Below are 26,403 nucleotides of genomic sequence, written 5' to 3'. Positions count from 1 at the left end.
AACGTCCCGGAACGGCAACAGCGCGTGGCGGAGCACAACCCGTACCCCCGGGGCCCTGTCTGATCCGGTGACCGGCCCGCGACCACGGGCGCAGCACAGAACACGGGGTACCCACATGTTCCGCATCACCGCACGTTCCGCCAGGCGTTCCGCCGCGGCCGCCGCAGGCGTCGCCGCCGCCGTCGGACTCGTCCTCTCCGCGACCCTCCCGGCCTCCGCCGCGCCGGCCACCGACCCCAACAACCGCTACACGGCCGCCGAGATCCGCACCTTCCTCCAGGACTTCTACGGCGAGCAGGGTCCCGGTCACTTCGCCCGCACGTACGGCATCTCCCCGTACCTCGCCCAGCGCGTCAAGGACACCGACGGGTACGACCTGCTGCTCTGCGCGCAGAACACCCCGCGGTCCATCGACATCGGCCCCGCCACGACCGCGCAGTCCCTCGGGCGCGGCTGGGCCACGGTGACCACGCACTGGGGCGGGAGCGGCGAGAACACCAGCTCCTTCAAGGCGTACGTGGACCTCGACGCCACGCGCACGATCCAGTTGCTCGACGTGGACTGCGAGCCCGACGCCTGACCTGATCCGACCTGACCGGTGATCAGGTGACGGTACGGCAGTGCGGGCCCGACCTCCTCGGACGGGCCCGCACGCGTGTTCCGGGCGGAGACGTACCAGCGTCAGCTGGTGTAGGCCTCCAGCTCGGAGAGCTGCCCGGCCGGCCAACCGGTGTTACCGGTGATGTTCACCCGCAGGTAGCGGGTGGACGTGCCGTCCAGGGTGATCGTCACGGAGTTGCCGTTCGCCGACGGGTTGAAGGTGTAGCCCGCCGAGGCCTTGAGGGTGCTGAACGAGGAGTTGTTGGTGCTCCCCAGCACGCTCAGGGTCTGGGTGCGCGTCGCCCACGCCGTCGCGGGGGGCAGCTTGAGGACGACACGCTTGATCGCCTTCGCCGCTCCGAGGTCGACGGTGACGGACTGGGGGAAGGCGTTGTTGGTGCTCTCCCAGTACGTGTTGGCGTTGCCGTCCACCGCGTTGCCCGCGCCGTACACGTCGGCGTGACCGGACTCGGCGATCGGGCGGCCCTGGGCCTGGTTGCCCGTGTCCGGCGGTGTGGTCGGGGGTGTGGTCGGCGGTGTGGTGGGCGGGGTCGTGGGCGGTGTGGTCGGGGGTGTGGTGGGCGGGTCGGTGGGCGGGTTGGTACCGCCCTGCGGGACACCGCCGTTGGTCCACACCGGGGCCGGCCACTGGCCGGTGCAGGCCGGCGGGTTGGCGTACCAGCCGGAGTTGCCCGTGCCCTGGGTGATCTGGAAGCCGCTGCCGACGCAGTTGTGGATGGGGTTCGGCTGGGCGATGTGCGTGGCCTTGACGTTGGTGAACGTGGCCTTGCCCGGCGACTGGATCTGGAGCGCGTACGTTCCCGCGCCGTCGATCCGGATGTTGTTGAAGTTCAGCGCGTTCGTCGAGCCCTCGATCAGGTGGATCGCGGCGTACGAACTGTCCAGGATCTCGCTGTCGGTGACGTTGATGGTGCCGTTGACCGGTTCGTTGAGACCGCTGAACCAGACGGCGCCGACCCCGAACTGCCAGTTGTAGTCGTTGTTCCCGGTCCTGATCAGGGTGTTGCGCGCGGCGGTCGTGGTGCCCGAGACGGCCGTGCCCTGACCGGAGTTGACCCCGGGGTAGCGGTTGGCGACGTGCAGCCCGCCGCCGTTGGTGATGGTGTCCGACATGACGTTGTCGGAGATGGTGATGTCCTTGCCGCCGTACGTGACGATGTTGTTCGCCAGGATCGGCAGGATCACCGTGTTGAACGTGAACTTGTTGTTCACGTTGGGCACGTTCTCGGCCCACATGGCCAGGCCGTCGTCACCGGAGTTGCGTACGAAGGTGTTGGTGACGGTGGAGTTGGTGACGCCCATGTGGAAGTTGACGCCGTCCGCGGTCTGGTCGAGGATGCGGCTGTTCTTGATGGTGAAGTTGTTCATCGGGCCGTCCATCCAGGCGCCGCACTTGGTGTGCTGCATCCAGACGTTGTCGACGGTGGAGTCGGACATGGCCCCGCCGATGGCGTTGACCTGGTCGTTGTCCTCGCGCTCGCGGATGTCCCCGATGATGGCGAAGTTCTTCAGGGTGACGTTCCTGCTGCCGCCCTGGTTGGCGTACTTGCCGTACACACCGACGGCCTTGGCCCGGTTCGACGGGTCCCGTCCGGTCAGCACGCTGTACCAGGGGCCCGCGCCCGCGAGGGTCACCTGGTCCACGACGATGTGGTCGCGGACCTGGAACGTGCCCTCGGGCAGGTAGACCTGCTTGCCCTGGGTACGGCCCGCGTCGACCGCGGCCTGGATCTTGGCCGTGGAGTCGGTGGCCCCGGTCGGGTCGGCGCCGAAGTCGGTCACCACGTCCAGCGCGCCGGCCGGCTTGCCGATCGGGGCCGCGACCTGCTCGAAGTCGGCGAGGTCGATGGTGAAGGTCGGCGAGGCGGCCGTGGAGGAGACCTGGAGCCTGATCTTCGTGCCGGTGGGCAGGGTCGACCCGAACATCGTGCGGGTCTCGTCGTAGAAGTGGTGCGGGTTGGTGTCGCCGGGGTTGTTGTTGAAGGGGTAACCGCCGTAGTACCAGCCGTACTTGGACGTCACGGGCACGCTCTTGAGCGTGTTGCCGTTGACCCGCAGGTCGACAGCGGCGTCCCGGCCGGTGCCCGCGGAGTTGTCCGGCAGCGAGTAGCGGAACGTCATCGCGTTCGCCGGGGCGGTGAGGGTGAACTCGACGTACTCACCGACCGCGTCCAGCGTCACGGCCTGACGGCCCGACGCCTCCGAAGGCAGCGAGCCGTAGAGGCGGTTGGGGCCGATCAGGGTCCCGTTGGTGGCGGCGTACTCGGCCTCCTGCTCCTTGAACGGCACGCTCGCGCCGCGGCCGGGGACGTCGAGGGGGGAGGGGGCGGGGACCGCCGCGGCTTGCGCGGCGGGGGCGGTCGACAGCACCACGGCCGTGGCCGTCCCGGCCACGGCCAGGGCCAGCGAGACCGATGCGGATATGCCGCGCCGAAGCAGACGGCGTCTCGGGGGGAGTGTCACAGACATACGTCCTTGCGGCTCGTGGGGACTCTGCGGACGCGAAAAGGCTAGGAGTGGGACCGCAGGAAGTCTATGAATCTGCGCAAGAAATGAAGCCTGACGTAAAAATCATCGACCCGAACGAGCATGCGGAAGAGGGCATACCGGTCTTAGGTGCCCAACTTCCCCACGGGCGCTCGGGCTTGAGGCGGGGGAGGGCAGGGAATGGCGGGGAATCCCGGGAGGCGACCGGCTCGGCGGCCGGTGCAAAAAGCAGGCCGAAGGCGGCAAGTGGACGTGATCATGCCGACGGCGTCGGCGAGCGGCCTTTGCGTCTGCGCGCAAAGGCTGTCGGACGGCGGCGCGCGGTGGTTATGGTCGCCGCACCGTCCGCGCCAGCGGGTGCGGGAGCGGGGACCCGGCGGGGGAACGGGCCACGGGGGAACCGCCGGCCGCTGTCACCGGGTCGTACGTCGTGGACCAGGCCCGGAGGGCGCCGGAAGGCGTTCTCCGGGTTGCGGCGGACGCCCCCCGGTGACAGCGGCCGGTGACCCCGGGCCGTACCGGGGCGGGGTCAGTCCCGGCGCAGCAGGTACGTGTCCATGATCCAGCCCTTGCGCGCCCGCGCCTCGGCCCGCAGCTCCTCGATCCGCCCGGCGACCTCCGAGAGCCGCCCCGAGACCAGGATCTCGTCCTCGGTCCCCACATAGGCGCCCCAGTAGATGACCGGATCGTCCGCCAGATGGTGGCGGAACGACTGGTGCGCGTCCAGCATCACCACGACGTCGTCCGCGTCCTGCGGCCACCCCTCGGCCAGCCGCCGGCCCGTGGTGATCTGGACCGGCCTGGCGACCCGGTTCAGCCCGATGCGGTGCTTCGCGGCCAGCGCGGAGACACTGCTGATGCCGGGGATCACCTCGTACGTGAACCCGACCGTGCCCCGCTCCAGGATCTCCTCCAGGATGGCGAGCGTGGAGTCGTAGAGGGAGGGGTCGCCCCAGACCAGGAAGGCCCCCACACTCCCGGTGCCCTCGTCCAGCTCGTCGGAGATCATGCGGGCGTAAAGGTCGGCCCGCCTGCTCCGCCAGTCGTCGACAGCCCCCGCGTACGCGGCGCCGTCGGCCGCGCGGTCCCGGTCCCTGTCCGGGTCCCGGGCCTCGACCAGCCGGTACGCGCCGGTCGCGTGCCGCTCCAGGATCTCGTGCCGGAGGTCGATCAGGTCCGACTTCTCCGTACCCTTGTCGAGCAGGAAGAAGACGTCGACCTCGTTGAGCGCTTTGACCGCCTGAAGCGTCAGATGGTCCGGGTCGCCCGCCCCGATGCCGATGACATAGATCTTTCTCACCGCACCGAGTCTGCCCCATGCCGCGCCGCCGCCCGACCGGGGTGCGGACGTCACGGGACCCGCCCGATCACCCCTCGGATGTCTGACGGACCATCAGTCGCCGGAAGGTCTTTCATATGCTCCCGTGCGCGGCATATGCTCCGCCCATGCGTGCCGCCCTCTTCGTGACCTGCGTCAATGACGCCGTATACCCGTCCACCGGGATCGCGACCGTACGGCTCCTCGAACGCCTGGGTGTGGAAGTCGACTTTCCCGAGGCGCAGAGCTGCTGCGGACAACCCCAGTTCAACACCGGCTACCGCCGCGAGACCGAACCGCTCGTCCGCCGGACGACCCAGGCCTTCGAGGGGTACGAGTACGTCGTGACGCCCTCCGGTTCCTGCGCCGCGATGGTGCGCCGGCACTACCCCGAGATCGGCGGCGCCGACGCCGCGGCCCTCGCCTCCCGCACCTACGAACTGACCGAGTTCCTGGTCGACGTGGTGGGCGTGACGGACGTCGGGGCGTACTTCCCGCACGTCGTCACCTACCACCCCTCCTGCCACGGCCTGCGGATGCTCGGCCTCGGCGAGCGGCCGCGCAAGCTGCTGGAGGCGGTCAGGGGCCTGGAGCTGCGCGAGCTGCCCGGCGCCGAGGAGTGCTGCGGCTTCGGCGGCACCTTCGCCGTCAAGAACTCCGATGTTTCCGCCGCGATGGGCCAGGACAAGGTCCGCAGCGCCGTCTCCACCGGAGCCGACGTGCTCTGCGGGGCCGACAACTCCTGCCTGATGCACATCGGCGGCATCCTGAGCCGCGAGGACGCCCCGATGCGGGCCCTGCACCTGGCGGAGATCCTTGCGTCCACCGAAGAGGAGCCCTGGTCATGAGCGGTACGTATCTGGGGATGCCGGCCTTCCCGGTCGCGGCGAAGGCCGCGCTCGGCAACGAGACCCTGCGCGGGAACCTGCGGCACGCCACGCACACCATCCGCGACAAGCGGGCGAAAGCGGTCGCCGAGCTGGACGACTGGGCCCTGCTGCGGGAGGCCGGCAAGCAGATCAAGGACCACACGCTGCGCCATCTGGACCGCTACCTCGTCCAGTTGGAGGAGTCGGTGACGGCCGCCGGCGGCGTGGTGCACTGGGCCGGGGACGCGGCCGAGGCCAACCGGATCGTGGCCGAACTGGTCAAGGCGACCGGCGAGACCGAGGTCGTGAAGGTCAAGTCGATGGCCACGCAGGAGATCGGCCTCAACGAGGCCCTGGAGGCGGAGGGCATCAGCGCGTATGAGACGGACCTCGCCGAACTCATCGTGCAGCTCGGCGACGACCTGCCCTCGCACATCCTCGTCCCCGCCATCCACCGCAACCGCGGCGAGATCCGCGACATCTTCCGCGACCGGATGGGCGCCTGGGGCCGGGCCGCCCCCGAGGACCTCTCCGACGTCCCCGCGGACCTGGCGGAGGCCGCGCGGCTGCACCTGCGGGAGAAGTTCCTGCGCGCCAAGGTCGGTATCTCGGGCGCGAACTTCATGGTCGCCGAGACCGGCACGCTCGTCGTCGTCGAGTCCGAGGGCAACGGCAGGATGTGCCTCACCCTCCCCGAGACGCTCATCTCCGTCGTCGGCATCGAGAAGATCGTGCCGAGCTGGCAGGACCTGGAGGTGTTCCTCCAGACCCTGCCGCGCTCCTCGACCGCGGAGCGGATGAACCCGTACACGAGCATGTGGACGGGCACCACGGACGGCGACGGCCCGAGCGCCTTCCACCTCGTCCTGGTCGACAACGGCCGCACGGACACGCTCGCCGACGAGGTGGGGCGGCAGGCGCTGCGGTGCATCCGCTGCTCCGCCTGCCTCAACGTGTGCCCGGTGTACGAGCGGGCGGGCGGCCACGCGTACGGCTCGGTCTACCCCGGGCCGATCGGCGCGATCCTCAGCCCGCAGCTGCGCGGCATCGGCAGCGAGGTCGACGCCTCCCTGCCGTACGCCTCGTCGCTGTGCGGCGCGTGCTACGAGGTCTGCCCGGTCGCCATCGACATCCCCGAGGTGCTCGTCCACCTGCGGGAGCGGATCGCCGACCGGGGTGGGAAGGGGCACCGGCTGGAGAAGGCCGCGATCAAGGCGTCCGGGTGGGTCTTCGACCACCCCAAGGTGCTGGCGGCGGGGGAGCGGGCGGCGTCCCTGACCCGCAAGCTGCACCCGTCGCGCGTGCCGGGCGGGGCCGCCTGGACGGACAGCCGCGACCTGCCGGAACTGCCGGCCGCCCCCTTCCGCGACTGGTGGAAGAAGAATCGTGGCGAGAAGAATCGCGGCGAGGAGAACCGCGGCGAGAAGAACGACCAGGGCGGGAAGAACAACCGCGGGGAAGGAACTGCCACATGAGCGCCAGGGAAGAGATCCTCGCGCGGGTACGCGCCGCGGTGGCGGACGCCCCCGACGCGCCCCCGGCCACCCGGGACTACCGCACCACGCACACCGCGCCGGAGCGGATCGTGGAGCTGCTGGCGGAGAACCTCGCCGACTACCGCGCGCTGGTCCACCGTACCGACGAGAAGGGACTCCCCGGCCTGATCGCGTCCCTGCTGGCCGACCGCGGCTCGGCCACCGTCCTCGCGCCGCCGGGCGTGCCGCCCGCGTGGCTGGCCGCGCTGGGCCCCGGCATCACCCGGATCGAGGACAACCCGGACTCCACCGCCCGGGAGCTGGACCTCGTGGACAGCGTGGTCACGGGGTGCGCGCTCGCCGTCGCGGAGACCGGCACGCTCGTCCTCGACGGCTCACCCGACCAGGGGCGCCGGCGTGTCACCCTCGTACCCGATCACCACATCTGCGTCGTGCGGGTCGCCGACCAGGTGGTGGGATCCGTACCGCAGGCGATGCCGCGGCTCGACCCGACCCGCCCCCTGACGTGGATCTCGGGCCCGTCGGCCACGAGCGACATCGAACTGGACCGCGTGGAGGGCGTGCACGGGCCGCGCACGCTGGAAGTGGTCCTGGTGGAGGGCTGATCGCGCGGGGCGGCGGGTGCGGATCAGCTCAGGTCAGCTCAGCTCAGCCGAGGAGCCTCACGAGCGGCGTCGACACCCCGGACCGTCGTACCCCCGTCCGCCGTATCCTCCGAAGCGTCGACCCGCGCCGCCAACTCCCGCGCCCACGCGACCAGTCCGCCGATGTCGAGGCCGTGCGGGTCGCGGTACGGCGCGATGCCGCCGGCCCCGCGCAGCAGGAGGCGCGCCCCGCCGGCCGTGTTGCCGCGGGCGGCGTGGGTCAGCCCCACCGCCAGCTGCGCCATGCCCCGCCACAGCGCCCGCTCCTCCTCGGGACCGGACTTCCACGCGTCCTCGAACACCTCGTGCGCGTGGAACGGCTTCCCCGCGTCGAGCAGCGCCTGCGCTTCCCGTACGGTCTCCGCGGGCGTACGCACCACGCCTTCCGGCTGCCGCTCCACCCCCGTCGCCCCGTAGGGCAGCGGCCGCCCCAACCCGTCGCGCGGCCGCGCGTTGCGCGCCCGCCCCTCGCCGTCGCGGTCCCGCGGGTTCTCCGTCATTCCCCCATTGTCCGCCCCGGACCACCTACGTCCCGACGCCCCACGAAGTGCGGTAATGTTCTCCTACGTGGTCACGCGGGGTTCGCCCCGGTGACCCGGGATCCATCGGGACGTGGCGCAGCTTGGTAGCGCACTTGACTGGGGGTCAAGGGGTCGCAGGTTCAAATCCTGTCGTCCCGACCAGCGTTTACGCGGGTCGTAGGCGGTATCGGAGCAATCCGGTACCGCCTTTCCGTCGTTCCTGGGGCGGAGGTCGTGCCGGCGCGGGGCCCGTACGTACGTATATGTACCATACAAGTACTGCGTACTTTTGTACGATTAGTGGTGATGCGAGTGTGAGGACTTTCCCCGCGCGGAAACACGCGACGGACCGCAGGAAGGGTGGCGGGGATGATGGCGACTCCCACGGGTGAGCTGGATCAGGACCAGGTGAGGGAGTTCCTGGAGCGGGTGGCGGGGGACGGTGCGGCCGCGTTCGCGGCGTTGGCCACGTCGATCGGGGCGCGGCTCGGCCTGTACGAGGCCATGGCCGGCGCTGGGGCTCTCACCTCGGGGCAGTTGGCCGAACGGACCGGGCTCGCCGAGCGTTACGTGAGGGAGTGGCTGGCCGTCCAGGTGGCCGGCGAGTACGTGCGACGCGACCCCGCCGCCGACACCTACGTCCTGCCGGACGAGCATGCGGCGGTGCTGGCCGATCCGTCGGCGCCGACCTACTTCGTCGGCGCGTTCAGGATGCTCAAGCCCCTGTACGCGGTCGAGGACGACTTGATGCGGGCTTACCGTACCGGCGAGGGCGTGGGCTGGGACGAACACGGTCCCGAACTGTACGAGGGCACGGCGGACTTCTTCCGCCCCGGCTACGTGGGCATGCTGACCCAGGAGTGGCTTCCGGCCCTGGACGGTGTTGTGGCCAAGCTGGAGCGGGGCGCACGGGTCGCGGACGTCGGCTGCGGATTCGGCGTCTCGACCCTGCTCATGGCCCAGGCCTTCCCGAACAGCCGGTTCCACGGGTTCGACTACCACGCACACTCGATCGGAGCCGCCCGGCGCGAGGCCGAGAAGCAAGGGCTGCGTGACCGGGTCATGTTCGACGTCGCTCCGGCCGCCGAGTTCCCCGGCTCCGGGTACGACCTCGTCGCGTTCTTCGACTGCCTCCACGACCTCGGGGATCCCGGGGCCGCGTTCCGCCGCTCCCGTGAAACCCTGGCCGAGGACGGCACCGTACTCGCGGTCGAACCCAACGCCTCCGCCGAGCCGTCCGAGTTGGTCGGCCCGATCGGCCGCGCCTTCGCGGCCACGTCCGCGACGCTCTGCCTCCCGGGCGCGGTTGCCCAGCACGGCCCGCAGGCCCTCGGCAACCACCCCGGAGAGGCGGCGCTGCGGGAGATCGCGGCGGAGGCGGGTCTGCGCTCCTGGCGGCTCGCCACGGAGTCGATGACAAACCGCGTGTACGAGATCCGCCCCTGACGGGGGTCCCTGACGGGGTGGGGGCGGAATCGGTGCCCGACACGGTTCAGCGGTAGCGCCCGGCAGGTCGGAAGAGGACACACTTGCCGGAGGAGTGGCCGGGGCGCGCCGGGTCTGTAGGTTGGGCTGGTGAACAGCCTTCTTCCCCGTCGGCGGAGGTCCGGCCCGGAGGGTGAGCCGGCGGTACGCACGGACTTCGCGGGCGCCCTCTACGGCTCGCTCCTCGCCGCCTCCGTGGTCGCCACGGCCAGTACGGTCGGCGACTTCCCGCGGCTCCAGGTGATGGCGCTGCTCCTGGTGACCGGAGTGGTCTTCTGGGCCGCCCATGTGTACGCGCAGCTGGCCGGTGAACGCGTGGTCGGCCGGCGCATCGGGTGGTCCGACGTCCGGGCGGTCGGACGGCACGAGTGGCCCATCGTCGAGGCGGCCGTGCTGCCCGCGGTGGCCGTGGTGGTGAGTCCCCTCCTGGGGCTGGGGGTGGACGGGGCGGGATGGCTCGGACTGGCCGTGGCCATCGCGCAGTTGGTTGCCTGGGCCTTCGTCGGGGCACTGCATGCCGGGGCGTCGCGCACTCAGGCGGGCATCGAGGGCATGGGCAATCTGATTCTGGGGCTGGTCCTGGTGGCGGCGAAGGCGGCCCTGGGACATTGAGGGCCCGGCCGTTCCGGTTGCCCCGACGATACGCAGACGGAAGCCGCGCGGCAGGCATCCCGCCGTGTTCGACAACGGCGGGACTCGTCCCGCGGGCACGCGCGGCCGTCCCCGGCGTAGGGAACGTCGGTGACGGCCGCTCGTCAGGCGCCTACGTGGCCGGCATCGGATGGGCGAGGAAGAAGTCCCAGACGAGAGGCGTCGCGTCGATGGTGGTCGGGGTGGCCGTGTCGCCGTTCGGAGTTGTCGCCGGCCACACGTGTCCGCCGTCCTCGATGCGGTAGTGCTCCACCGTGCTGCCGCCGGCGCACGACGACCACACCTGGTGGACGACGTTCGGCTTGATCCGGGAAGTCCGCGGAGTCGCCGCACAGCTGTCGCGTTGCGCCCAGGCCGCCAGCCACGAGGGGAGGGAGGGCAGGCCCTTCGAGGTGTCCCCGTTGTACGGGATGGTGTCGTCGGCCTGTCCGTGGAAGGACAGCACCGCGACGGGGCGCTGCGGCTTGCACGTGCCGCCCTGCGGATAGAAGGCGGCCGCGACCGTGGCCACCGCGGCCACCCGGTCGGCGAGACGGCAGCCGACGAGGGCCGCGAACCCCCCGCCGTTGGACTTCCCCGAGGCGAAGACCTTGCGGGGGTCGACGCACAGGTCGCTCTGCAACCGCGTGATCAGCGCCTTGGTGAACGCGATGTCGTCCACACCCGGGGCGGAGTAGGGAGCGCCCTGCCAGGCGCTCTCGCCGTCGGTGCCGGTGACACCCTGCGGATAGACGACGAGGGCGTTGACCGCGGACAGCTGCGTCAGGCTCTCCTGGAAGGCGGCGGTGCGACCGTGACCGTGGAAGGAGAGGACGAGCGAACGGGGATTGATCCCGGTGTACGTCGCGGGAACGTGGACCCGGTAGGTCCGCTGGATGCCTCCGACGGTGAGGGTCCGGCTGGTGGTCTTCCCAGGCGGTATCTGGGAGTTGGGGCCGGCGCAACCGGCCGCCGAAGCGGCCGCGTTGGCCGAGGAGGTGGGGGAGAGGGCGGCCACACTCAGGAGGACGACGGCTGCGGTGTTCATGAGCAGCCGGGCACAGCGGGACATGTGCTCTCCGATCAGGATCGGAAGCGCCGGGCCGGGTGGGGCCCGTCGGCGCGATGGACGTGGGGGTACGAGGCGCATGGGGCACGGTGCGCGGTGCCGGCCATGGTGACGGCGGCTCTCACGAGGACCGTCGGCCGGGACCGTAGCGCCACTTCGCGGCCGCGCGACACGGCCCGGTCACACTTTTCCGCCCACTTGCCGTCGTTACATGTCGCCCATCGGTTGCGGCCGGCACTGTCCTGGCCATCCATGACGGCGCAAAAGGGCAGGTCAAGCCGGGGGCAGGGAAGCGGAGAGGCGTCGTGGCGCACGTCGCGTCGAGTCCGCGAACTCTATGAACGCAATCCGGTGAGGGGGCAGCCCTGAGGGCGAGGGCATGAGGGCGCCGGGGTCCCGGGAGTGGGGCCTGATGGTTGGTCAGGCCCGACACGTCCGCTCCCCGCCCTCGTCGATGAGTTCCAAGCCCGCGTGAAGGCGCAGAACACCACGCCGGCTGCCATGCAAGAGCTGGCGGACAAGTACAGCGCAGTGAAGCAGAAGCTGGCGGCCGTTACGGAGAACCTCGCGAAGGAACAGGTTGCCAGCGCCGTACTACCTCGGATCGTTGCCGAGCTCGACATCGCTACGTCGTGAAGCAGACAATGCGGGCCGAGGTAGCGGGGCGCCACCACGCTCTCTGCGCAGTGGGGACGTGCCCCCCCCGCCTGGTGGTCACCGCAGTCCGTCGTACGCGGCCAGGAGGATTTCCATGCCCCGGTTGTCCTCCTCCCGGCCGCGGTCCACCATCTGGTTCATGACGTACGCCACCGTCAGGTGCGAGTCGGGGTCGCTCACGACCAGCGAGCCGCCCCAGCCGCCCCAGCCGAAGCTGTTGCCGAACTTGCCGAAGCCCGCGGTCCAGGCCATCGGCGTCCGTAGTACGCGGTCGTTACCGCGGAACTCCTCCTGCCACGCGGGCTCACAGCCCCGGGGGGACAGCAGTCGTACTCCGCCGGCCGACCCGTGGTTCGCCAGGACCGAGTGGACGAGGGCGACGGACCTGGCGTTGCCGAAGCCGTTCACCGCGGGAAGCCGCGCACGGCGCCACGCCAGGGAGTTGGCGTCCCTGACCCGCACCGCGGGACTCGTCGACTCGCGGCGGGTGCCGTCCGCTGCCGGCGGTGCGCTGGAGGCGTACGCGTCGGTCAGCGACGGCGGCGGGATGAGCGGTGCGACGCGGTGGTCGTGCTCCTCGGAGAGCCCGAAGTGGAAGTCCGCCCGCAGCGGTTGGGCCACTTCCTCGGCGAAGAACTCGCCGATGCCACGGCCGGTGACGCGGCGGACGATCTCACCGACCAGGAACCCGAAGGTGAGCGCGTGGTAGCCGGCGGCGGTCCCCGGCTCCCATTCGGTGGCCTGCGCGGCCAGCCCCGCCGTCACGCCCTCCCAGTCGTAGAGCTCCTCCACCGCGATCGGCCCGGCCAGGTCCGGCAGTCCCGCGGTGTGCGACAGCGCGTGCCGTACCAGTACGTTCTCCTTGCCGGCGGCGGCGAACTCGGGCCAGTACGCGGCGATCGGCGCGGACAGGTCGAGGCGGCCCCGGTCGGCAAGGATCAGCGCGCAGAGGGCGGTCATGTTCTTGGTCGTCGAGTTCACGGCGGTGAGGGTGTCGCGGTCCCAGGGGACGGAACGGTCCGCGTCGGCGTACCCGCCCCAGAGGTCCACCACCGGCTCGCCGCCGAGGTGGACAGCGACCGAGGCGCCCACGTCGTCCTTGGCGAGCAACGCTCCGAACGCCTCGCGGACCGCGGAGAACCGCGGCCGGCACAGCCCTTTAACATCAGTCATGGCCGCAAGCCTCACGTGACGCCGCGGCTTCCCACCCGGCCGTTCCCGCGCCGGTTCTGTCGGGCCGGCGCGGGAGGAATCCCCTTTGCTGCACGAAGGCTCCGCGACCGCGGCGCCCACGACCACGGAGGATGATGCGCGTGCTGGAGCGGCTGAATCAGGCGCTGGACCACCTGGAGGCCTGCCTCGGCCGGGAGGTCGACATCGCCGAGGTGGCCCGCGTCGCCGCGGTGTCGGAGTACCACTTCCGCCGGCTGTTCTCGGCGCTCGCCGGAATGCCGGTCCCGGTCTACGTGCGCCGCCGGCGGATGACGCTCGCCGGGGCCGAGGTCCTGGCCGGTGAACCGACCCTGCTCGACATCGCGGTCCGGTACGGGTACGGCTCGGGCGAGGCGTTCGCCCGGGCGTTCCGGTCGGTGCACGGCGTCGGGCCGGGCGAGGCCCGACGCACCGGTGCGGTGCTCACCGCTCAGCCGCGCATGTCCTTCCGCGTCGTCGTGGAAGGCGCTACGGCCATGCGGTACCGGATCGTGGAGAAGGACCCGTTCCGGGTCGTCGGCAGCAAGGCCCGGGTCCCTCTCGTGCACGACGGGGTCAACGCGGTCGCCGCGGCGCACGTGGAGAGTCTGGACGAGCGGGCGGTCACACGCATGAAGGAGCTGGCCGACCGGCAGGCGGCCGGCCAGGAGCCGGCGGGGATCCTGTCGGCGGCCGTGTACCTGACCGACAGCCGGGAGGAGGGTGCCGGGGCGGACCACTGGATCGGAGTGGTGACCGCCCCCGGGACGGTCGCCGAGGAGCTCGATGTGCTCGACGTACCGGCCGGCGCCTGGGCGGTGTTCGACAACCACGGGCCCTACCCGAACGCTCTCCAGGAGCTGTGGCGGGACGTGTTCACGCAGTGGTTCCCCTCGAACCCGTACATGAGCCGGCAAGGTCCCGAACTCCTGCGGACGCGGCCGGTGGAGACCGGCACCGCGACCGGTTCCCAGCTGTGGATCCCGGTCGAGCGGAACGGTCGCAACGCCAAGGCGTGACGCCCGGTGTGCCCCTCCCCACCGGCCACGTGGCGCACGTCGACCGGCGTGGTCCGTACCGGCTCCGGGCTGGTGGGGACGGCCCGGGTGGTGACGTATTCTCATGCGCCCTCTGTGCCCATCACCAGAGGTTCCGTGGGCATCACCTCGCTCGACCACTAAGACGTCGTTTCAGTTGGTGAGTCTGCGGTAGTGGATGAGGCTGGTGGGACGGCGATGAAGGCCAGGAAGCGTTCGGATCTCGAACAGGGCTTCCTCTTGTGGCGGGATCGGAGGGTCGAGGACGTCGCGGAGGCGGGTGATGTCCTGGCGCCACTTCGACCGGTTCGCGGCTTCGGCCCACAGCTCGGCGAGTTCAGATCGGTTGCATACATCTGCCGCTTGATCATTTTGATGCGGTTGACATGGCCTTCAACCGCGCCCGAGCTCCAGGGCAGTCAGCGTGACGGCGAAAGCGCGGACGTGTCGGGTGAGCGCGTCGATCCGGCCGGGCGACTACCGGTCGTGGGGAAGTCCGCTTCTTGTGCAGGTAGGCGCGGACGCGCTGGTAGCTGCCCCTGTAGCCGAGCGGCAGGATCTCTTCCCACAGCTTCCAGGCGTTGGTGCGGCCCTCGTTCCACCGGTCGACTCCTCCGGAGCCTTGGCCTCGGCGAACTGCTTGACGGTCCGCCGGGTCACGCCGAGCTGCCGCTGGACCGAGCGGCGGCTGTGCCCGGCTTCCGGCAGCGCGTGGACGTCGGCGTGCCGGGCCCTGGTGCGGTCGGCGAAACGATGGCCGGTCGGCCATGGCGAGCCAGAAGAATCCTTCTCCGGCGCAAGCTCCGGATCGGGGGCGGAGCCGGCGCCGACGATGGCCGACGTGGCCAGGCACGCCGGGGTGGCACCGATGACTGTCTCCCGGGCGCTCCAGGACGATCCGCTTGGAGGTAATCCTCAATGATTGGGTCTGTCAAGTAATCCGGGTGGTGTCACGGGGCCGTGCCCGGGGGCAGGAACCCGTGTGAGGACAGGTCGAACCAGTTTCCTTCCGGGTCGATCGCCCGATACTCGGCAAAGGGACGGTCGCCGCCGCGCAACACGGGCCGGGCGACGCCGCGTTGCGTCATCCGGTCCGCGACCGAGTCGACGTCCGGCACCTCGAACCCGAAGTGGTTGAACCCGGTCGGCACATCGCCGTCGAGGCGGTGCTGGATGAGCGCCAGGTTGATGTAGCCGTCGGTCATGAACCGACTGCCGTCCGGGTCCTGGTGGAACTCCTCCATCTGGAGTGTCTCGCGATAGAAGGCGGCGGCGGCAGCGGCGTCCTGGACGACCAGGGCCACATGCCTGAGGCGGGGCCGGCTCATGTCTGCTCTCCCTGAGGTGCGGTGACGGTCATGTTGTGGAAGGCGGCGATCCGGTGGCCGGACTCCTCGGCGGCCACCAGTGCCTGCGCGTGCGTGGAGGGCCCGTCCGGCTCGATCGCCGTCACCACGTGGACCAGCGTCAGTCCGCCGCCGACCGGACGGACCAGCCGGATGTCGGGGATCAGCCGGGTGCTCCGGAAGGCGCCGGCGAAGAGCCAGGCGTGCCTGGCCACCACCGCGGCGCGCCCGCGCAATTCCTCGCCGCGCACGGACACGAAGGCCACATCCTCGGTGAAGACCGAGCCGAACGCCTCGGCGTCACCGTGCCGCCACCCGTCGGCCATCAACCGCCACAGAGCCCGTACGGCGTCCGCGTCGTCGTCAGTCATTGCCGCCTCCGCCTTCGGGTAGGGAACCTTCCGTCAGCCGGTGCACGCGCAGGGCAAGTTGCCGGCACTCCGCGTCCCATGCCGAAAGGGCGTAGCCGTGCGCGCCGTGTCGACGCTCCACGTAACAGACGACGTTGACCGGCCAGCCGCTGCTGCGGAACACGTAACGGTCCATATCGGTGGGGCACTCGTCCAGCGGACGAGCACGGGCCTGCGAGGGGCCGAGCCGGTGCCAGTCGGGGTGCATGTGGACCGAACCCAGGACATCCAGTCCCCGGCGGTCGGCGTCGCGCGTGATGCGCAGCAGGTCCGCCGGGTCCAGCCACCACGCGCGGACCGGGTTCTCGTAGGCCGCTCCGAAGCGCGGCACGATCATCGAGGTGAACTCCTGGCGCGCGCTCGGGTCGGTAGTGCGGACGTTGCGCCCGAACGCCACGTCGTGCACCAGCCAGTCACCGTCCGCCGCTGTTCCCAACAACACCGCGAAACACGGCACCGGGTCGTTCTCGGTGATGTGCGCGTATTCGCGAAAGGCCGCCGCGAGAAACCGGTCCAGGGCGGACTCGGAGAACAGTACGGAGGAACTCTCCGCGAAGCGCGCCATTTGGTCACTGGCGGTCCTGATATGCGTCAGCACGTAACCCACCTAGCTGGAAACCGGCTCTCCGGAGGCTGGCCTGCGACCCTGCCACCGGGCGTCGGGGGCGGCAACCGACAGCTCCGCCGGAGGACGCCCGAAGAGCCGTGATTATCGACCGCTGTCCCGTTTCGGGGCCGTATCGCATTCGGCGATAACAGTTCTGTCCCGTAACCCGCACCCGCTGTACGATCCAGCCATGCGCCTGGACATACGGCATTTGGATGTGGTTCTCGCCATCGCCGAGGCGGGCAGCGTGCGGCGCGCCGCCGCCCGTCTGCACCTCACCCAACCCGCGGTCACCGCGCAACTCAAAAGGATAGAAAAGCACGTGGGCGGCGAACTCTTCGTCCGCCTCCGGGACGGCGTGGTGCTCACCCTCGCGGGCACCGTCTTCGTCCGCGAGGCCACTCGCATCCGCACGGACCTGGAGGAGTTGCCCCACGTCGCCCGCCGCGCCCTCCACGCCGACGCGGCGACGCCGGTGCGCGTCGGCGGGGTGCCCGCGCAGCACTTCAACCTGCTGATCAGAGCACTCGGTGTCCTGCTGCCCGAACGAGCCACGACCAGCCGTACGGTACGGCGCACCGACACCGTCACCGCACTGCTCGCCTCCGGCGAACTCGACGTGGCGGTGCTGCGCCGGTTCCCCGGCACACCGGTGACCTTGCCGCCCGGAGTCGCGCACCGGGTCCTGCTCACCGAACCGATCTTCGTCGGCGTGTCCCTGGACCATCATCTGTCCGGCGCGGGGCGGATCGCCCTGAACGACCTGGCCGACGACGTCTGGGTCATGCCGCACCCGGACGACAGCGGCATGAACGACCACGTGGCCGACGCCTGCCGGCGTGCGGGGTTCGAGCAGCGCATCGCGCACGTCACCGACGAGGCGCACGTCGCGTTCGAGCTGACCGCGGCCGGTGACGCGGTCTGCGTGCTCTACCCGTTGGGCAAGGCGCGCGAGTCACTGGCCACCCTCACCCTGGCCGGCGACCCGCTCGTCCGCGACCTCGTCCTGGCCTGGCGCACCGACTCGCCGGTCGCTCCCGCGGTGGACGCGCTGTGCGCGCACATGGCTGAGGGATACCTCACCCTTGTTGAGGCCGACGACGTGTACGCACAATGGTGGCAGCGAGGCGGAGCCGAATTAGCTGTGCCCCAGAGTATTTCGGAGGAATTCCGTGCCGGTCCGAGGAATCAATCACGCGGTGCTGTGGGTTCGTGACGCGGACACCAGCACCCGTTTCTACACGGAAACCCTCGGATTCCGGGTGGTCGCCGAATCCGGTGAGGCGCCGCGGAAGGCGGTTTTCCTCCGGGCGCCGGAATCCGACAATGACCACGATCTCGGCCTGTTCGGCATCGGGGCACAGGCGGGGGAGACAACGGCCGGGCGGGGAGGGACCGGGCTTTACCACCTCGCCTGGGAGGTCCCGACACTGAGCGATCTGCGCACCGTCGTCGAGCGGCTGTCCGCGCACGGGGCTCTGGTCGGCGCGACTGACCACGGCACCACCAAGGGCGTCTACGCCAAGGACCCGGACGGCTTGGAATTCGAGGTCTGCTGGCTGGTACCCCCCGACCTGGTCGACGACGAGGCCCGCGCCCGGCACGGCGAACTCGACATCGACGCCGAGATCGCCCGCTACGGCGCCACCACGCAAGGCGCCTGCGCCCGTACGGCCCCTCGTACCCGCCACGGCGGGGTCTGAGGGAGGGCCACCCCCCCCTCGGAGGTCGTTTCGGTCAGTCCTCGACGCGGGGCGCCTCCCGGAAGCGGGCGGCCAGTTCGCTGCGGGAGCGGATGCCGAGCTTCGCGTAGATGTGCGTCAAGTGGTACTGGACGGTCTTCACGGAGATGAACAGGTCGAGGGCGGTCTGCTGGTTGGTCGCCCCGGCGGCGACGAGCTGGGCCACGGCCTCTTCCTGACCGCTTCGGCCTCGCGGCGTTTGCCGGCGCGCCGCAGGGTCTGGCCGTAGGCGAAGTTGACCCGGGCCCGGTCGTAGGGCAGTGGCAGGTGGGCGGCGGTGAGCCGTCCGCGGGCGAGACCCAGCCGGGCCAGGGTGGAGCTGTGGGTACGGCGGGTGGCGAGGTCCTCGTAGGGAGTGAGGAACGCGTCCGCCCCGTCGAGGCATTTCGTGCGTTGGCCCTCGCCACCGGCTCAGGAGCCGACGGCCTGCGAAGTTGAACTCCCGAGGCGCTCCGAGCCTGTGAGATCGATCCCTATCAGTTGGTGGGAACCCACTCGGCGGCCGGGGAGATTACCGAACGGGGCGCCGATGTCGTCCAGAAGCTCCGGGAGGGCCCGAGGACCGTGGGCGGCGAGTCCCTCTGGTACGGGCCGCGCCCCGAGGCCGAGAGCTGCGGGCGAACGTCGCGCGGCCGCAGTCTTGCTCGGGTCGGTCGACGGCGACCTCGTCTGGCGGGCCCCGGCGTTTGTCCGGCGCCCAGAGGCCTCGCCTTCCTCCACCTCCGCGAGACCGTGGGCCAGCCGGCATCCGGAGTTCGCCGGGTCCACCGACGGAGGCTCCTGAGGCCCCGGGCCGCGAGGTCGGGCCGCTCACGACGTCAGGGGTCGGCCGGTGGACTCTCGCACGATCAGTTCGGTCGGCAGGACGATCTCGTGTGGCGTCGTGTCGCCGGCGAGGAGGTCCAGGAAGGCCGTGGCGGCGTGGCGGCCGAGGTCGAGGGCGGGCAGGCGTACGCAGGTCAGCGACGGGGCGAGCAGGTGCGAGGTCGGGAGGTCGTCGAAGGACGCGAGCGAGACCCCCTCGGGGACCGGGACCTGGAGGGTGCGCAGCGCCTCCAGGGCCCCGTAGGCCATCACGTCGCTGGCGCAGACGATCGCGGTCACACCCTGCGCGTGCCAGGAAGGCCATTGTCGTAGCGTGCGCTCCCGGACCGCTTCCACGGTGAGGTGTGACGTGGCCGTGGAGACGGTGCCGCCCGCGGAGCGGACGCGCTGTTCCAGGGCCTGGCGCCGTAGCTGGTAGGTCGCCGTCCCGAAGGGGCTGTCCAGGTAGCCGAGGCTGCGGTGCCCGAGTCCCAGCAGGTGGTCGGCGAGGGCCTCCGCGCCGGTACGGAGGTCGAAGCTCACCCGGACGCGGTCCGCCGGGCCGCCGGGGGAGTCGAGCAGCACCACCGGCCCGGTGGGACGGGCGCCCAGCGACTCGTGGGCGATGGGGTCGACGATCACTCCGTCGACGCCGAACGCGAACATGGCCGAGATGTTGCTGCGGGCCGTGGTGTGGCCGACCTCCGTGCCGACCGACAGCATCTGGATCCGCTCACCGAACCGTTCGAGCAGTCCCAGCTGGACTTCGGCGAAGAAGGGGTTCAACAGCCCGCTGTACACGAAGCCGACGATTCCGGACCGTCCCGTCGCGAGACTGCGGGCCCGCCGGTCGACCTCGTAACCCAGCTCCCGCGCGGAGTCCAGCACGCGCCGGCGGGTCTCGGGAAGCACCCGCCCGGTGTCCTTGCCGTTGACCACGAGCGACACGGTCGCCGCCGAGACCCCCGCCGCCCTGGCCACGTCGGCGGCGGTCACCCGGCGCGTGCCACTCTGCCCTCGCATGCCGCGGATCGTAGCGGACGCATGCTTTCGGCCGCAGTTAAGCGCTTGACTGGCGCATGGGCATGGGGTTAGGTGTCCTGTGTTCCCTGGGCCGGCGCCGTGCGTCGCCGTGCCGCCGAGGCGTCGCCGTGCCGCCGACGTGGGGGAAGACCCTTACCCAGCCGCTCAGCCCGTGTTCGCCGGAGGTCCTCATGCGCCGCCTCGCCGTCTTCCTCGCCTCGTCCGACGGAAAGGACCCGGCGTACGCGGCGGTGGCCGCCCACGTGGGCACGGAGCTGGCCCGGCGCGGGATCGGCGTGGTCTACGGCGGCGGGCGCCGGGGGCTGATGGGCGTCGTGGCGGATGCCGCGCTGAAGGCGGGCGGCGAGGTCATCGGGGTCATCCCGCGCAGCATGGTCGAGCGGGAGTGGGCGCACGAGGGAGTGACGGAGCTGCACGTCTGCGACTCGATGCACGAGCGCAAGGCGATGATGGCCGACTTCGCCGACGGGTTCGTCGCCCTGCCCGGCGGGCTCGGCACGCTGGAGGAGATCTTCGAGGTGTGGTCCTGGCGCCAGTTGGGGTTCCACGCCAAGCCGGTCGGCCTCCTCGACGCCGGGGGCTTCTGGACGCCGCTGGTCGACGCCCTGCGCGGCATCGCCGACTCCGGATTCCTTCCCGCGTCCACCCTGGACGACCTCGCCGTCGCACCCGACCTGCCCACGCTGCTGGACGAGCTGGAGGCGCGACTGCGCAGGGCTCCGCGGCCCGCGCACGGAGGCTGACCACCGGCGCCGCGCGCCCGTCCGCCCGTCATCTCCACCAGGATCCGAGGACACGCATGAACACCGCCCCCATCCCGCTGTATCTCGACTGCGACACAGGGGTCGACGACGCGCTCGCCCTCGCCTACCTGTTCAACGCCCCCGCCGCCGAGCTCGCCGGCGTAGGCACGGTCTTCGGCAACGTCACCTCGGCGGAGGGCGCCGCGAACACCGCCGCCCTGCTCGGCCTGGCGGGCCGGTCCGACGTGCCGGTGGCCGTGGGAGCGCACGACCCGATCGCCGGTACGTTCGGCGGCGGCGCCCGTCACGTGCACGGCCACAACGGCGTCGGCGGCGTCGACCTGCCCCCCGGCCACCGCCCGGGCGCGGAGACCGCGGCCGAGATGCTCGTTCGTCTCGCCCACGAGCACCCGCACACCCTGCACGTCCTGACCACGGCGCCGCTGACCAACATCGCCGAAGCGCTCCGGATCGAGCCGGACCTGCCCGCCCTGGTCGCGAACCTCACGGTCATGGGGGGCGCGGTCTGGGTTCCCGGGAACGTCACGCCCGTCGCGGAGGCGAACGTCGCCAACGACCCGGAAGCGGCCCGCGTCGTGCTGCGCGCCGGGTTCCGTACCCTGCTCGTGCCCCTGGACGTCACGCTGCGGCACCACTTCGACGACACGGACGCCGACCTGTTCACCCACGCGGGCCCGCCCCTGCACGCGGCCCTGGGACAGATGCTGCGCCACTACGTCGGCTTCTACGAGAGCATCGGATCCGGCCGTCGCGCGCCCCTGCACGATCCCCTCGCCGCCGCGATCGCCGTCGGCGAGGTCGCCACCACCCAGGTGCGCGGGACCGCGCTCGACGTTCTGCTGGAGGCGGAGGACCGGGGGCGGACGGTCGCCGTCGACGACCCCGGCGTGCCGAAGGTCGGTGTGGTCGTGGAGGCGGACCCGGCCGCCGCGGCGGTCATCCGCGAGCGCATCATGGCCACCGCGCCGCTCACGGCGGCCTGAGACGGCGTTCTGTGCGGCCCCGGCCCCGGTGGAGCGCCCCGGTGGAGCGGCCCCGGGGGAGCGGTGCGCGCCGGACGCGCAGCGGTGCGCGTCAGACGCGCGAGTTGCGCAGCGACTGCCACACGGCCCCGGTCAGCGCCCGTGTCGCCCGCGGCACCGACAGACGCTCGTGCTCGCGGTACAGGGACCAGTTGTACTGCACGAGCGAGAGCTTGTTGGAGGACAGCGACCCCGCCTGGTGGGCCCGGTACACCGCGAGCGGCTCGGCCAGGCCCCGGGCGTCCGCCCCGTCCCGCATGATCGACAACCAGAGGGCGTAGTCCTGGCGCTTGCGCATCTCCGGCATCAGCCTCGTGCCCAGGACGTTGCGGTCGTACATGGCCGTGAGGGCGCCGATGTGGTCCCGGACCAGCATCGCGCGGTAGTCCACGTGCCCCCGCGCGCGGATCACCCGGCCGTTCGGGACCCACTCCGTGCTCTCGCCGTCGTGGTCGGCGTCCATCTTGAAGTACGACGTGAACGTCAACGGCGCGGTGGCCTCGGCGGCGAACGCGAGCTGCTTCTCGGTCTTCTCCGGAAGCCACATGTCGTCGCTGTCGAGGAAGGCGATGTAGTCCCCGCGGGCCCGTTGGATCGCGAGGTTACGGGCCCGGCCCGCACCGCCCTGCTCGGGTGCCGACTCCGGCAGGACGCGCTCGTCCCGCTCGGCGAACTCGCGGAGCAGGTCCATGGAACTGTCCGTGGACCGGTCGTCGGTGACCAGCAGCTCCAGATCGGCGTGGGTCTGGGTGAGCACCGATCGGACCGCCGCGCCGAGGGTGGCCGCGGAGTTGTACACGGGCATCACGACAGATACCAGGGGCACAGCGCTTCTCCTTGCCGGATCAGGAACGAAGGTCCATTCAAGCACCGTGATCGAGCGGGAATCGCCACGCGGGTGGTCGTCGCCGGCCAGGGACCCGTTCTCACGTCCCGGCCGGCCGGTGGCGCGGCGGGGCGGGCCGGTGGCGCGGCGAGGTCGGCCGGGTCAGGGACGCCGCGGCCCGAAGTGGCGGGCGAAGAGGGCGCCGACCAGGTCGCGGCGGCTCCGTACCCCCGTCTTGTCGAACACCGACTTCAGGTGGTCCTGCACGGTGTGCGGGGAGAGCCGGGCGTAGCGCGCGATCTCCGCGGTCGGCAGGCCGCGCAGCACCAGGGTGGCGATGTCCCGTTCGCGCGGCGTGAGCCCGTACGCGGCCACGATCAGCGCGATGTGTTCGCCGGGCGCGGCCTGCTCGACGACCACGGCGACCCGCGCCGGGGCCGGCCCGTCGACCTGCCAGGCGTGCAGCCGGACCCGGCCGCGGCTCCGGGTGACGGCCCACGAGGTGAGCGTCTCCCGCGCGCCGGGCGCCCGGACGGCCGCGGCCACCGCGTACACCGCGGGCGGTAACCCGGGCGGCCGGCCCCCTGGCCCCGCGCCCTCACCGGGGGCGCCCCCGGCGGCCGGCCCGCGAACCGCGCCGAGGGGCGGGGCGGGCGCCGGTCCCTCCGGGAGGTCGTCGAACCACCGGGCGACCGCCGGCGTCAGGTGCACCGGCCGGTAGGCGTCGTCCAGCAGTATCAGCCCGGGTGCCGTGCCCGCCGGCTCCTCCTGTGCCCGCCGGGTCAGGTGGAGCCGCCGCAACGCGTCCCCGAGCGGCTGCGCGAGCGCGGCGGCGAACGACGTGGCGGCCGGACCGAACCCCTCGCCGTCGTCCCCGACGCCGAGGACCAGCGCGCCCCAGGCGCCGTGCCGGTCCCGTAACAGCACCCGCAGTTCGTCCCGGTAACCCAGCGGCCCGGCGATGTCCCGGTAGCGCGGACTACGGTGCAGGTCGCCGCCCACCGCCTCGCTCAGGAGCCCCACCGGCACCGGCCGCCGCGCGAGTTCGGGCAGCGAGTTGACGTCTCCTTCCCGGTACTCGATGTCGAGCATGCGCGGCATCAACGTGTCGGGCACCGCGTTCCGGTAGTTGCCCCCCGTGTTGATCAGCGTGTCCGGGTCGACGGTGACGCCCGCCCATACGTCGAAGCGCAGGGCGGGCGCCATGGCCCGCGTGACCGCGTCGAAGAAGTCCTCGACGGTCCGCGCGGCCCCCGCCGCCCGGACCACCGAGTCCCGGACCCTGACTGTGCGTTCGGTTCCCCCGTACCGCCCCATTCGGTCAGATTAGCGGCGGCCGCTTCCGAAGCGGAGAGGTTCGGCGTGGTGCGCGCGCCGCCGCGCCACCGGGCTCTCGGGGGGCGCGGGCCGCGTCCGGCCCAACCCCCAGGTGGCGCGGACGGGAACGGTCAGGCGGTGTTGCGCAGGGTCAGGTTGAACTTGGCCCAGTCCTTGCCACCGTTCTCCACGCTGAGCAGCGCGATCTCCCCGGGCCGGGTCAGCTTGTCGGCCGGGATGTACCGGTCGAACTCGACGAACGCGTCCCGGTCGTCGTTCGTGTCCGTCGTCCCCTCGAACAGCATCAGTGTGACGAACACCCGCGCCCCGCCACCCGCGTCCGTCTGCGCGGACACGTGCATCTCCGTCCGGATCTCGCCGCCGCAGGTGGTGGACCACCACAGGTACGGCGTGCGCTCCTCGTTGACCCAGCTCTCGGTCGCCACGTTGCCGTTGCAGTACGTGCCGGCCGACAGGCCCTCGTCGTCCCGGATGGTGTACGTGCCGTCGATCACGATGTTGCGCCACACACTCGCCGACGCTCCGGCGCCCCGCTCGGCCGCTCCGGCCGCCGGCGCGACCGCGGTCGCCATCCCGGCCAGAGCCGCACCCGCGGCCACCGCCCCCACAAGCCTTCTGCGCATGGACATGTCTCTCCCTCGTCGCGGACGTACGGGATGTACGTCCGTTCGTGTCGTGCTCAAGACTGCTGCGGAGGGGAAGGGACGCCCATCCCAGAAACTTGGGGGAGGGAATCAGGCCATGGCCGACCAGCGGGCGCGCACCGGGCAGGTTCTAGGGGAGGGCGCGACCGAGCGGCCACGCCTCGATGTCCCGGTACCGGATCGGCCCGTCGCCGCGGGCGGCGTTGCTGCCCACCAGATGCAGACGCTCGGCGGCCCACCGGCGCCCGGTGAACGAGGCGAGCCCGCCCGCGATCTCACCCACCGAGGCGAGGTCTCCCCGGCGCGCGCGGGCGAGTGTCAGATGAGGCCGCAGGGGCCGGTCCTCGAAGACGATCCCGCAGGCGGCTACGACGGTACGCACGTCCGCGGCCAGCGCCCGCAGTTCGTCCAGATCGCCGTCGAGCCCGGTCCACAGCACCCGGTCGTCGAAGGTGCCGCTGCCGCGCAGCGCGAGGCGGGGCGGGCGGCGGCGCGCCGCGAGGTCGGCGAGGGGCCGGCGCAGCGGCGGCACCGTCTCCGTGGGCAGTTCCCCGAGGTACGCCAGGGTGATGTGCCAGTCCTCCACGCGGTTCCACCGCATGCCGGGATGCGTGGCGTAGGCGGGACGCACCTCCCCGAGCAGTTCTTCCTTGGCGTCGTCCGGCGGGGCGAGGGCGACGAATACACGGATGCCCGCGGGCCGGGTACGTTCGTTCACACCGCTCTTCGTACCGCATCCGGACCGGTGGGCGGCCCGCGCGCGAGCGGTGCTCACCCCGCGCAGTCGCGGATGACACGCCGCGCGATCGCCGCCCGTGCCGGGGCCAGTTCCGCCGCGATCGCCAGGGAGGCGCTCTCGTCGCACGTCACGCGGGCCGGGCGGGGTGCGGCTCCGGCCAGGTGCCGCCGGCGCAGGTGGGTCGGCGGGTGCGTCGAGTCGGCGCTGTGGCCGCGCCGCTCACCGGCCCGGCGCAGCCGCTCGTACTCCCGCGCCGGAACGGCCCCGGTCTGCGCCGCGATCCGCTCCCACAACCCGTCCTCGGCGTCGCGTGGCCGGATTCCGCCGATCCGGGTCTGGGCGAGGACCGACTCGCGGCGCAGCTTGTCGCCGACCGTGTCGCTGACGAGCAGGCGGTCCATCAACTCCACGACGGCGGTGGTGGAGGCGACCCGTCCGGCCGCCGCGTCGGCGAGGTACTCGGCCCGTTGCGACGCCCGCAGCGTCAGATGGTCGAGCACGGTGAGGAGGCCCAGGGCCGCCGCGCGCGGCGCCAGCAGCGTGCTGACCGCGACCCGCTCCAGCAGCCCGTCGGGCGGGTCCGGTGTCAGTAGGTTCACCAGGACGGCGAGGGTCCGCAGGGCGGTGCCGACGACCCGCGAGCGGCGGGTGTCGCCGTGCGCGTAGTGTCCCAGTTCGTGGCCGAGGAGCGCCACGCGCTGGGCGGGGGTGAGGATCTCCCACAGGCCGAGCCCGATGCGCAGCACCCGACGGCCCCTCAGGCCGTACGTGCCGACCGAGGCGTTCGCGTCGGGTACGACCACCACGCGGTGCACGCCGGTGGTGCCGACGGCCGCCGCGACCTCGTCCACGAGGGCGAACAGCCGGGGCGCCTCGTCCCGGCTCAGCACCGGGACGTCGTCGGGCACGGGCGGTCCTGGGCCGGACGGTGACGGCCAGCAGCAGGAGTACGGCCCCCAGGACCGGCTGGCTCACCGTCTCCCAGCCCGCCACGATCAGCGTGACGCCGGCCGCCGCCAGCACCACCGTGCTGCCGTGGACCGCCAGCGCGACGAGGTACGCGAGGACACTGGACGTGTCGCGGTGCGGGCG

At 71.6% G+C, this 26,403-nt stretch carries 28 protein-coding genes and 1 tRNA gene; 14 read left to right on the top strand and 15 right to left on the bottom strand.

Annotated features, from left to right (window positions below; genetic code table 11):
• Positions 1 to 115: 115 nt before the first annotated feature.
• Positions 116 to 580 (top strand): hypothetical protein, encoded by a 465-nt coding sequence (locus HA039_RS03725; RefSeq protein WP_167023698.1) that lies wholly within the window; start codon positions 116 to 118, stop codon positions 578 to 580.
• A 101-nt stretch (positions 581 to 681) separates the two neighbouring features.
• Here the strand turns inward: HA039_RS03725 and HA039_RS03720 are convergent, their stop codons facing one another.
• Both HA039_RS03720 and cobF read right to left on the bottom strand, forming a co-directional pair.
• Positions 682 to 3,084: a galactose-binding domain-containing protein gene (locus HA039_RS03720; RefSeq protein ID WP_167036128.1), complete on the bottom strand. Its 2,403-nt coding sequence runs from the start codon at positions 3,082 to 3,084 to the stop codon at positions 682 to 684.
• A gap of 553 nt (positions 3,085 to 3,637) precedes the next feature.
• Positions 3,638 to 4,408, bottom strand: a complete 771-nt coding sequence (gene cobF, locus HA039_RS03715; protein WP_167023695.1) for a precorrin-6A synthase (deacetylating) — start codon at positions 4,406 to 4,408, stop codon at positions 3,638 to 3,640.
• A gap of 146 nt (positions 4,409 to 4,554) precedes the next feature.
• On the opposite strand from cobF, the gene HA039_RS03710 reads away from it, so the two are divergent.
• The 3 genes from HA039_RS03710 to HA039_RS03700 are packed head-to-tail and all read left to right on the top strand — an operon-like array spanning position 4,555 to position 7,396.
• Positions 4,555 to 5,274 carry a (Fe-S)-binding protein gene (locus HA039_RS03710; RefSeq protein ID WP_167023692.1) on the top strand — a complete coding sequence of 240 codons (720 nt, stop codon included), beginning with the start codon at positions 4,555 to 4,557 and terminating at the stop codon, positions 5,272 to 5,274.
• Positions 5,271 to 6,770 (top strand): LutB/LldF family L-lactate oxidation iron-sulfur protein, encoded by a 1,500-nt coding sequence (locus tag HA039_RS03705; RefSeq protein ID WP_167023689.1) that lies wholly within the window; start codon positions 5,271 to 5,273, stop codon positions 6,768 to 6,770. Before HA039_RS03710 ends, HA039_RS03705 begins: the two co-directional genes overlap by 4 nt.
• Positions 6,767 to 7,396: a LutC/YkgG family protein gene (locus tag HA039_RS03700; RefSeq protein WP_167023686.1), complete on the top strand. Its 630-nt coding sequence runs from the start codon at positions 6,767 to 6,769 to the stop codon at positions 7,394 to 7,396. Before HA039_RS03705 ends, HA039_RS03700 begins: the two co-directional genes overlap by 4 nt.
• Positions 7,397 to 7,434: 38 nt before the next feature.
• Here the strand turns inward: HA039_RS03700 and HA039_RS03695 are convergent, their stop codons facing one another.
• Complete coding sequence (locus tag HA039_RS03695) at positions 7,435 to 7,935, bottom strand: DUF309 domain-containing protein (RefSeq protein WP_167023683.1); 501 nt, start codon at positions 7,933 to 7,935, stop codon at positions 7,435 to 7,437.
• Positions 7,936 to 8,041: 106 nt separating this feature from the next.
• Here HA039_RS03695 and HA039_RS03690 point away from each other — a divergent pair.
• From HA039_RS03690 to HA039_RS03680, 3 genes are all read left to right on the top strand, one after another.
• A tRNA-Pro gene (locus tag HA039_RS03690) sits at positions 8,042 to 8,118 on the top strand.
• Positions 8,119 to 8,325: 207 nt separating this feature from the next.
• On the top strand, positions 8,326 to 9,402 hold the full coding sequence (locus HA039_RS03685) for a class I SAM-dependent methyltransferase (RefSeq protein ID WP_243869101.1): 1,077 nt from the start codon (positions 8,326 to 8,328) through the stop codon (positions 9,400 to 9,402).
• Between the two features lie 129 nt (positions 9,403 to 9,531).
• Complete coding sequence (locus HA039_RS03680; RefSeq protein ID WP_243869100.1) at positions 9,532 to 10,053, top strand: hypothetical protein; 522 nt, start codon at positions 9,532 to 9,534, stop codon at positions 10,051 to 10,053.
• 151 nt (positions 10,054 to 10,204) lie between these two features.
• On the opposite strand, the gene HA039_RS03675 is transcribed toward HA039_RS03680, so the two are convergent.
• Positions 10,205 to 11,143: a CE1 family esterase gene (locus HA039_RS03675; RefSeq protein WP_167023680.1), complete on the bottom strand. Its 939-nt coding sequence runs from the start codon at positions 11,141 to 11,143 to the stop codon at positions 10,205 to 10,207.
• 468 nt (positions 11,144 to 11,611) lie between these two features.
• Here HA039_RS03675 and HA039_RS03670 point away from each other — a divergent pair, with 468 nt between their 5' ends.
• Entirely contained in the window at positions 11,612 to 11,776 is a 165-nt protein-coding gene (locus HA039_RS03670) for a hypothetical protein (protein ID WP_167023677.1), read from the top strand.
• A 78-nt stretch (positions 11,777 to 11,854) separates the two neighbouring features.
• On the opposite strand, the gene HA039_RS03665 is transcribed toward HA039_RS03670, so the two are convergent.
• A complete protein-coding gene (locus tag HA039_RS03665) occupies positions 11,855 to 12,970 on the bottom strand; it encodes a serine hydrolase domain-containing protein (RefSeq protein WP_167023673.1) in 1,116 nt (371 codons plus the stop codon).
• 140 nt (positions 12,971 to 13,110) lie between these two features.
• Between HA039_RS03665 and HA039_RS03660 the strand changes: the two genes are divergently transcribed.
• Both HA039_RS03660 and HA039_RS34565 read left to right on the top strand, forming a co-directional pair.
• On the top strand, positions 13,111 to 14,007 hold the full coding sequence (locus HA039_RS03660; protein WP_167023670.1) for an AraC family transcriptional regulator: 897 nt from the start codon (positions 13,111 to 13,113) through the stop codon (positions 14,005 to 14,007).
• 850 nt (positions 14,008 to 14,857) lie between these two features.
• A complete protein-coding gene (locus HA039_RS34565; protein ID WP_425086308.1) occupies positions 14,858 to 14,947 on the top strand; it encodes a LacI family DNA-binding transcriptional regulator in 90 nt (29 codons plus the stop codon).
• Between the two features lie 28 nt (positions 14,948 to 14,975).
• Here HA039_RS34565 and HA039_RS03650 read toward each other — a convergent pair whose 3' ends face one another.
• The 3 genes from HA039_RS03650 to HA039_RS03640 are packed head-to-tail and all read right to left on the bottom strand — an operon-like array spanning position 14,976 to position 16,379.
• Positions 14,976 to 15,353, bottom strand: coding sequence for a VOC family protein (locus tag HA039_RS03650; RefSeq protein WP_167023667.1), 378 nt, complete (start codon positions 15,351 to 15,353; stop codon positions 14,976 to 14,978).
• Entirely contained in the window at positions 15,350 to 15,742 is a 393-nt protein-coding gene (locus tag HA039_RS03645; RefSeq protein WP_167023664.1) for an SgcJ/EcaC family oxidoreductase, read from the bottom strand. The genes HA039_RS03650 and HA039_RS03645 overlap by 4 nt, the downstream gene beginning before the upstream one ends.
• Positions 15,735 to 16,379, bottom strand: coding sequence for a M67 family metallopeptidase (locus HA039_RS03640; protein WP_167023661.1), 645 nt, complete (start codon positions 16,377 to 16,379; stop codon positions 15,735 to 15,737). Before HA039_RS03640 ends, HA039_RS03645 begins: the two co-directional genes overlap by 8 nt.
• Positions 16,380 to 16,578: 199 nt before the next feature.
• Between HA039_RS03640 and HA039_RS03635 the strand changes: the two genes are divergently transcribed.
• Entirely contained in the window at positions 16,579 to 17,604 is a 1,026-nt protein-coding gene (locus HA039_RS03635; protein WP_167023658.1) for a LysR family transcriptional regulator, read from the top strand.
• A complete protein-coding gene (locus tag HA039_RS03630; protein WP_243869099.1) occupies positions 17,588 to 18,091 on the top strand; it encodes a VOC family protein in 504 nt (167 codons plus the stop codon). The genes HA039_RS03635 and HA039_RS03630 overlap by 17 nt, the downstream gene beginning before the upstream one ends.
• 34 nt (positions 18,092 to 18,125) lie before the next feature.
• On the opposite strand, the gene HA039_RS34480 is transcribed toward HA039_RS03630, so the two are convergent.
• Entirely contained in the window at positions 18,126 to 18,296 is a 171-nt protein-coding gene (locus HA039_RS34480; RefSeq protein WP_341830003.1) for a helix-turn-helix domain-containing protein, read from the bottom strand.
• 644 nt (positions 18,297 to 18,940) lie between these two features.
• Positions 18,941 to 19,957 (bottom strand): LacI family DNA-binding transcriptional regulator, encoded by a 1,017-nt coding sequence (locus HA039_RS03620; protein WP_167023652.1) that lies wholly within the window; start codon positions 19,955 to 19,957, stop codon positions 18,941 to 18,943.
• Positions 19,958 to 20,148: 191 nt separating this feature from the next.
• Between HA039_RS03620 and HA039_RS03615 the strand changes: the two genes are divergently transcribed.
• Together HA039_RS03615 and HA039_RS03610 are read left to right on the top strand one after the other, a co-directional pair.
• Positions 20,149 to 20,721: an LOG family protein gene (locus tag HA039_RS03615; RefSeq protein WP_167023649.1), complete on the top strand. Its 573-nt coding sequence runs from the start codon at positions 20,149 to 20,151 to the stop codon at positions 20,719 to 20,721.
• Positions 20,722 to 20,777: 56 nt separating this feature from the next.
• Complete coding sequence (locus HA039_RS03610) at positions 20,778 to 21,725, top strand: nucleoside hydrolase (protein WP_208298533.1); 948 nt, start codon at positions 20,778 to 20,780, stop codon at positions 21,723 to 21,725.
• 91 nt (positions 21,726 to 21,816) lie between these two features.
• On the opposite strand, the gene HA039_RS03605 is transcribed toward HA039_RS03610, so the two are convergent.
• From HA039_RS03605 to HA039_RS03585, 5 genes are all read right to left on the bottom strand, one after another.
• The gene (locus tag HA039_RS03605; RefSeq protein WP_167023646.1) at positions 21,817 to 22,590 is read right to left on the bottom strand and encodes a glycosyltransferase family 2 protein; all 774 of its coding nucleotides are present in this window, start codon (positions 22,588 to 22,590) and stop codon (positions 21,817 to 21,819) included.
• A gap of 162 nt (positions 22,591 to 22,752) precedes the next feature.
• On the bottom strand, positions 22,753 to 23,907 hold the full coding sequence (locus tag HA039_RS03600) for a helix-turn-helix transcriptional regulator (protein WP_167023643.1): 1,155 nt from the start codon (positions 23,905 to 23,907) through the stop codon (positions 22,753 to 22,755).
• A 131-nt stretch (positions 23,908 to 24,038) separates the two neighbouring features.
• Complete coding sequence (locus tag HA039_RS03595; RefSeq protein WP_167023640.1) at positions 24,039 to 24,551, bottom strand: hypothetical protein; 513 nt, start codon at positions 24,549 to 24,551, stop codon at positions 24,039 to 24,041.
• Between the two features lie 151 nt (positions 24,552 to 24,702).
• Positions 24,703 to 25,290, bottom strand: a complete 588-nt coding sequence (gene thpR, locus HA039_RS03590) for an RNA 2',3'-cyclic phosphodiesterase (protein WP_167023637.1) — start codon at positions 25,288 to 25,290, stop codon at positions 24,703 to 24,705.
• Positions 25,291 to 25,343: 53 nt separating this feature from the next.
• Positions 25,344 to 26,219, bottom strand: a complete 876-nt coding sequence (locus HA039_RS03585) for a M48 family metallopeptidase (protein ID WP_341830002.1) — start codon at positions 26,217 to 26,219, stop codon at positions 25,344 to 25,346.
• Positions 26,220 to 26,403: the final 184 nt, after the last annotated feature.

The organism is Streptomyces liangshanensis, from assembly GCF_011694815.1.
Taxonomy (GTDB): domain Bacteria; phylum Actinomycetota; class Actinomycetes; order Streptomycetales; family Streptomycetaceae; genus Streptomyces; species Streptomyces liangshanensis.
This window is presented reverse-complemented; position numbering and strand designations above follow the sequence as displayed.

What these genes read in the sequence shown, in the direction of transcription:
- HA039_RS03665 (WP_167023673.1), bottom strand. Translation starts at nt 12,970, where the DNA reads ATGACTGATGTTAAAGGGCTGTGCCGGCCGCGGTTCTCCGCGGTCCGC.
- HA039_RS03615 (WP_167023649.1), top strand. Translation starts at nt 20,149, where the DNA reads ATGCGCCGCCTCGCCGTCTTCCTCGCCTCGTCCGACGGAAAGGACCCG.
- HA039_RS03645 (WP_167023664.1), bottom strand. Translation starts at nt 15,742, where the DNA reads ATGACTGACGACGACGCGGACGCCGTACGGGCTCTGTGGCGGTTGATG.
- HA039_RS03700 (WP_167023686.1), top strand. Translation starts at nt 6,767, where the DNA reads ATGAGCGCCAGGGAAGAGATCCTCGCGCGGGTACGCGCCGCGGTGGCG.
- HA039_RS03725 (WP_167023698.1), top strand. Translation starts at nt 116, where the DNA reads ATGTTCCGCATCACCGCACGTTCCGCCAGGCGTTCCGCCGCGGCCGCC.
- HA039_RS03600 (WP_167023643.1), bottom strand. Translation starts at nt 23,907, where the DNA reads ATGGGGCGGTACGGGGGAACCGAACGCACAGTCAGGGTCCGGGACTCG.
- HA039_RS03695 (WP_167023683.1), bottom strand. Translation starts at nt 7,935, where the DNA reads ATGACGGAGAACCCGCGGGACCGCGACGGCGAGGGGCGGGCGCGCAAC.
- HA039_RS03635 (WP_167023658.1), top strand. Translation starts at nt 16,579, where the DNA reads ATGCGCCTGGACATACGGCATTTGGATGTGGTTCTCGCCATCGCCGAG.
- HA039_RS03675 (WP_167023680.1), bottom strand. Translation starts at nt 11,143, where the DNA reads ATGTCCCGCTGTGCCCGGCTGCTCATGAACACCGCAGCCGTCGTCCTC.
- HA039_RS03610 (WP_208298533.1), top strand. Translation starts at nt 20,778, where the DNA reads ATGAACACCGCCCCCATCCCGCTGTATCTCGACTGCGACACAGGGGTC.
- HA039_RS03685 (WP_243869101.1), top strand. Translation starts at nt 8,326, where the DNA reads ATGATGGCGACTCCCACGGGTGAGCTGGATCAGGACCAGGTGAGGGAG.
- HA039_RS03620 (WP_167023652.1), bottom strand. Translation starts at nt 19,957, where the DNA reads ATGCGAGGGCAGAGTGGCACGCGCCGGGTGACCGCCGCCGACGTGGCC.
- HA039_RS03710 (WP_167023692.1), top strand. Translation starts at nt 4,555, where the DNA reads ATGCGTGCCGCCCTCTTCGTGACCTGCGTCAATGACGCCGTATACCCG.
- HA039_RS03595 (WP_167023640.1), bottom strand. Translation starts at nt 24,551, where the DNA reads ATGCGCAGAAGGCTTGTGGGGGCGGTGGCCGCGGGTGCGGCTCTGGCC.
- HA039_RS03705 (WP_167023689.1), top strand. Translation starts at nt 5,271, where the DNA reads ATGAGCGGTACGTATCTGGGGATGCCGGCCTTCCCGGTCGCGGCGAAG.
- HA039_RS03650 (WP_167023667.1), bottom strand. Translation starts at nt 15,353, where the DNA reads ATGAGCCGGCCCCGCCTCAGGCATGTGGCCCTGGTCGTCCAGGACGCC.
- HA039_RS34565 (WP_425086308.1), top strand. Translation starts at nt 14,858, where the DNA reads ATGGCCGACGTGGCCAGGCACGCCGGGGTGGCACCGATGACTGTCTCC.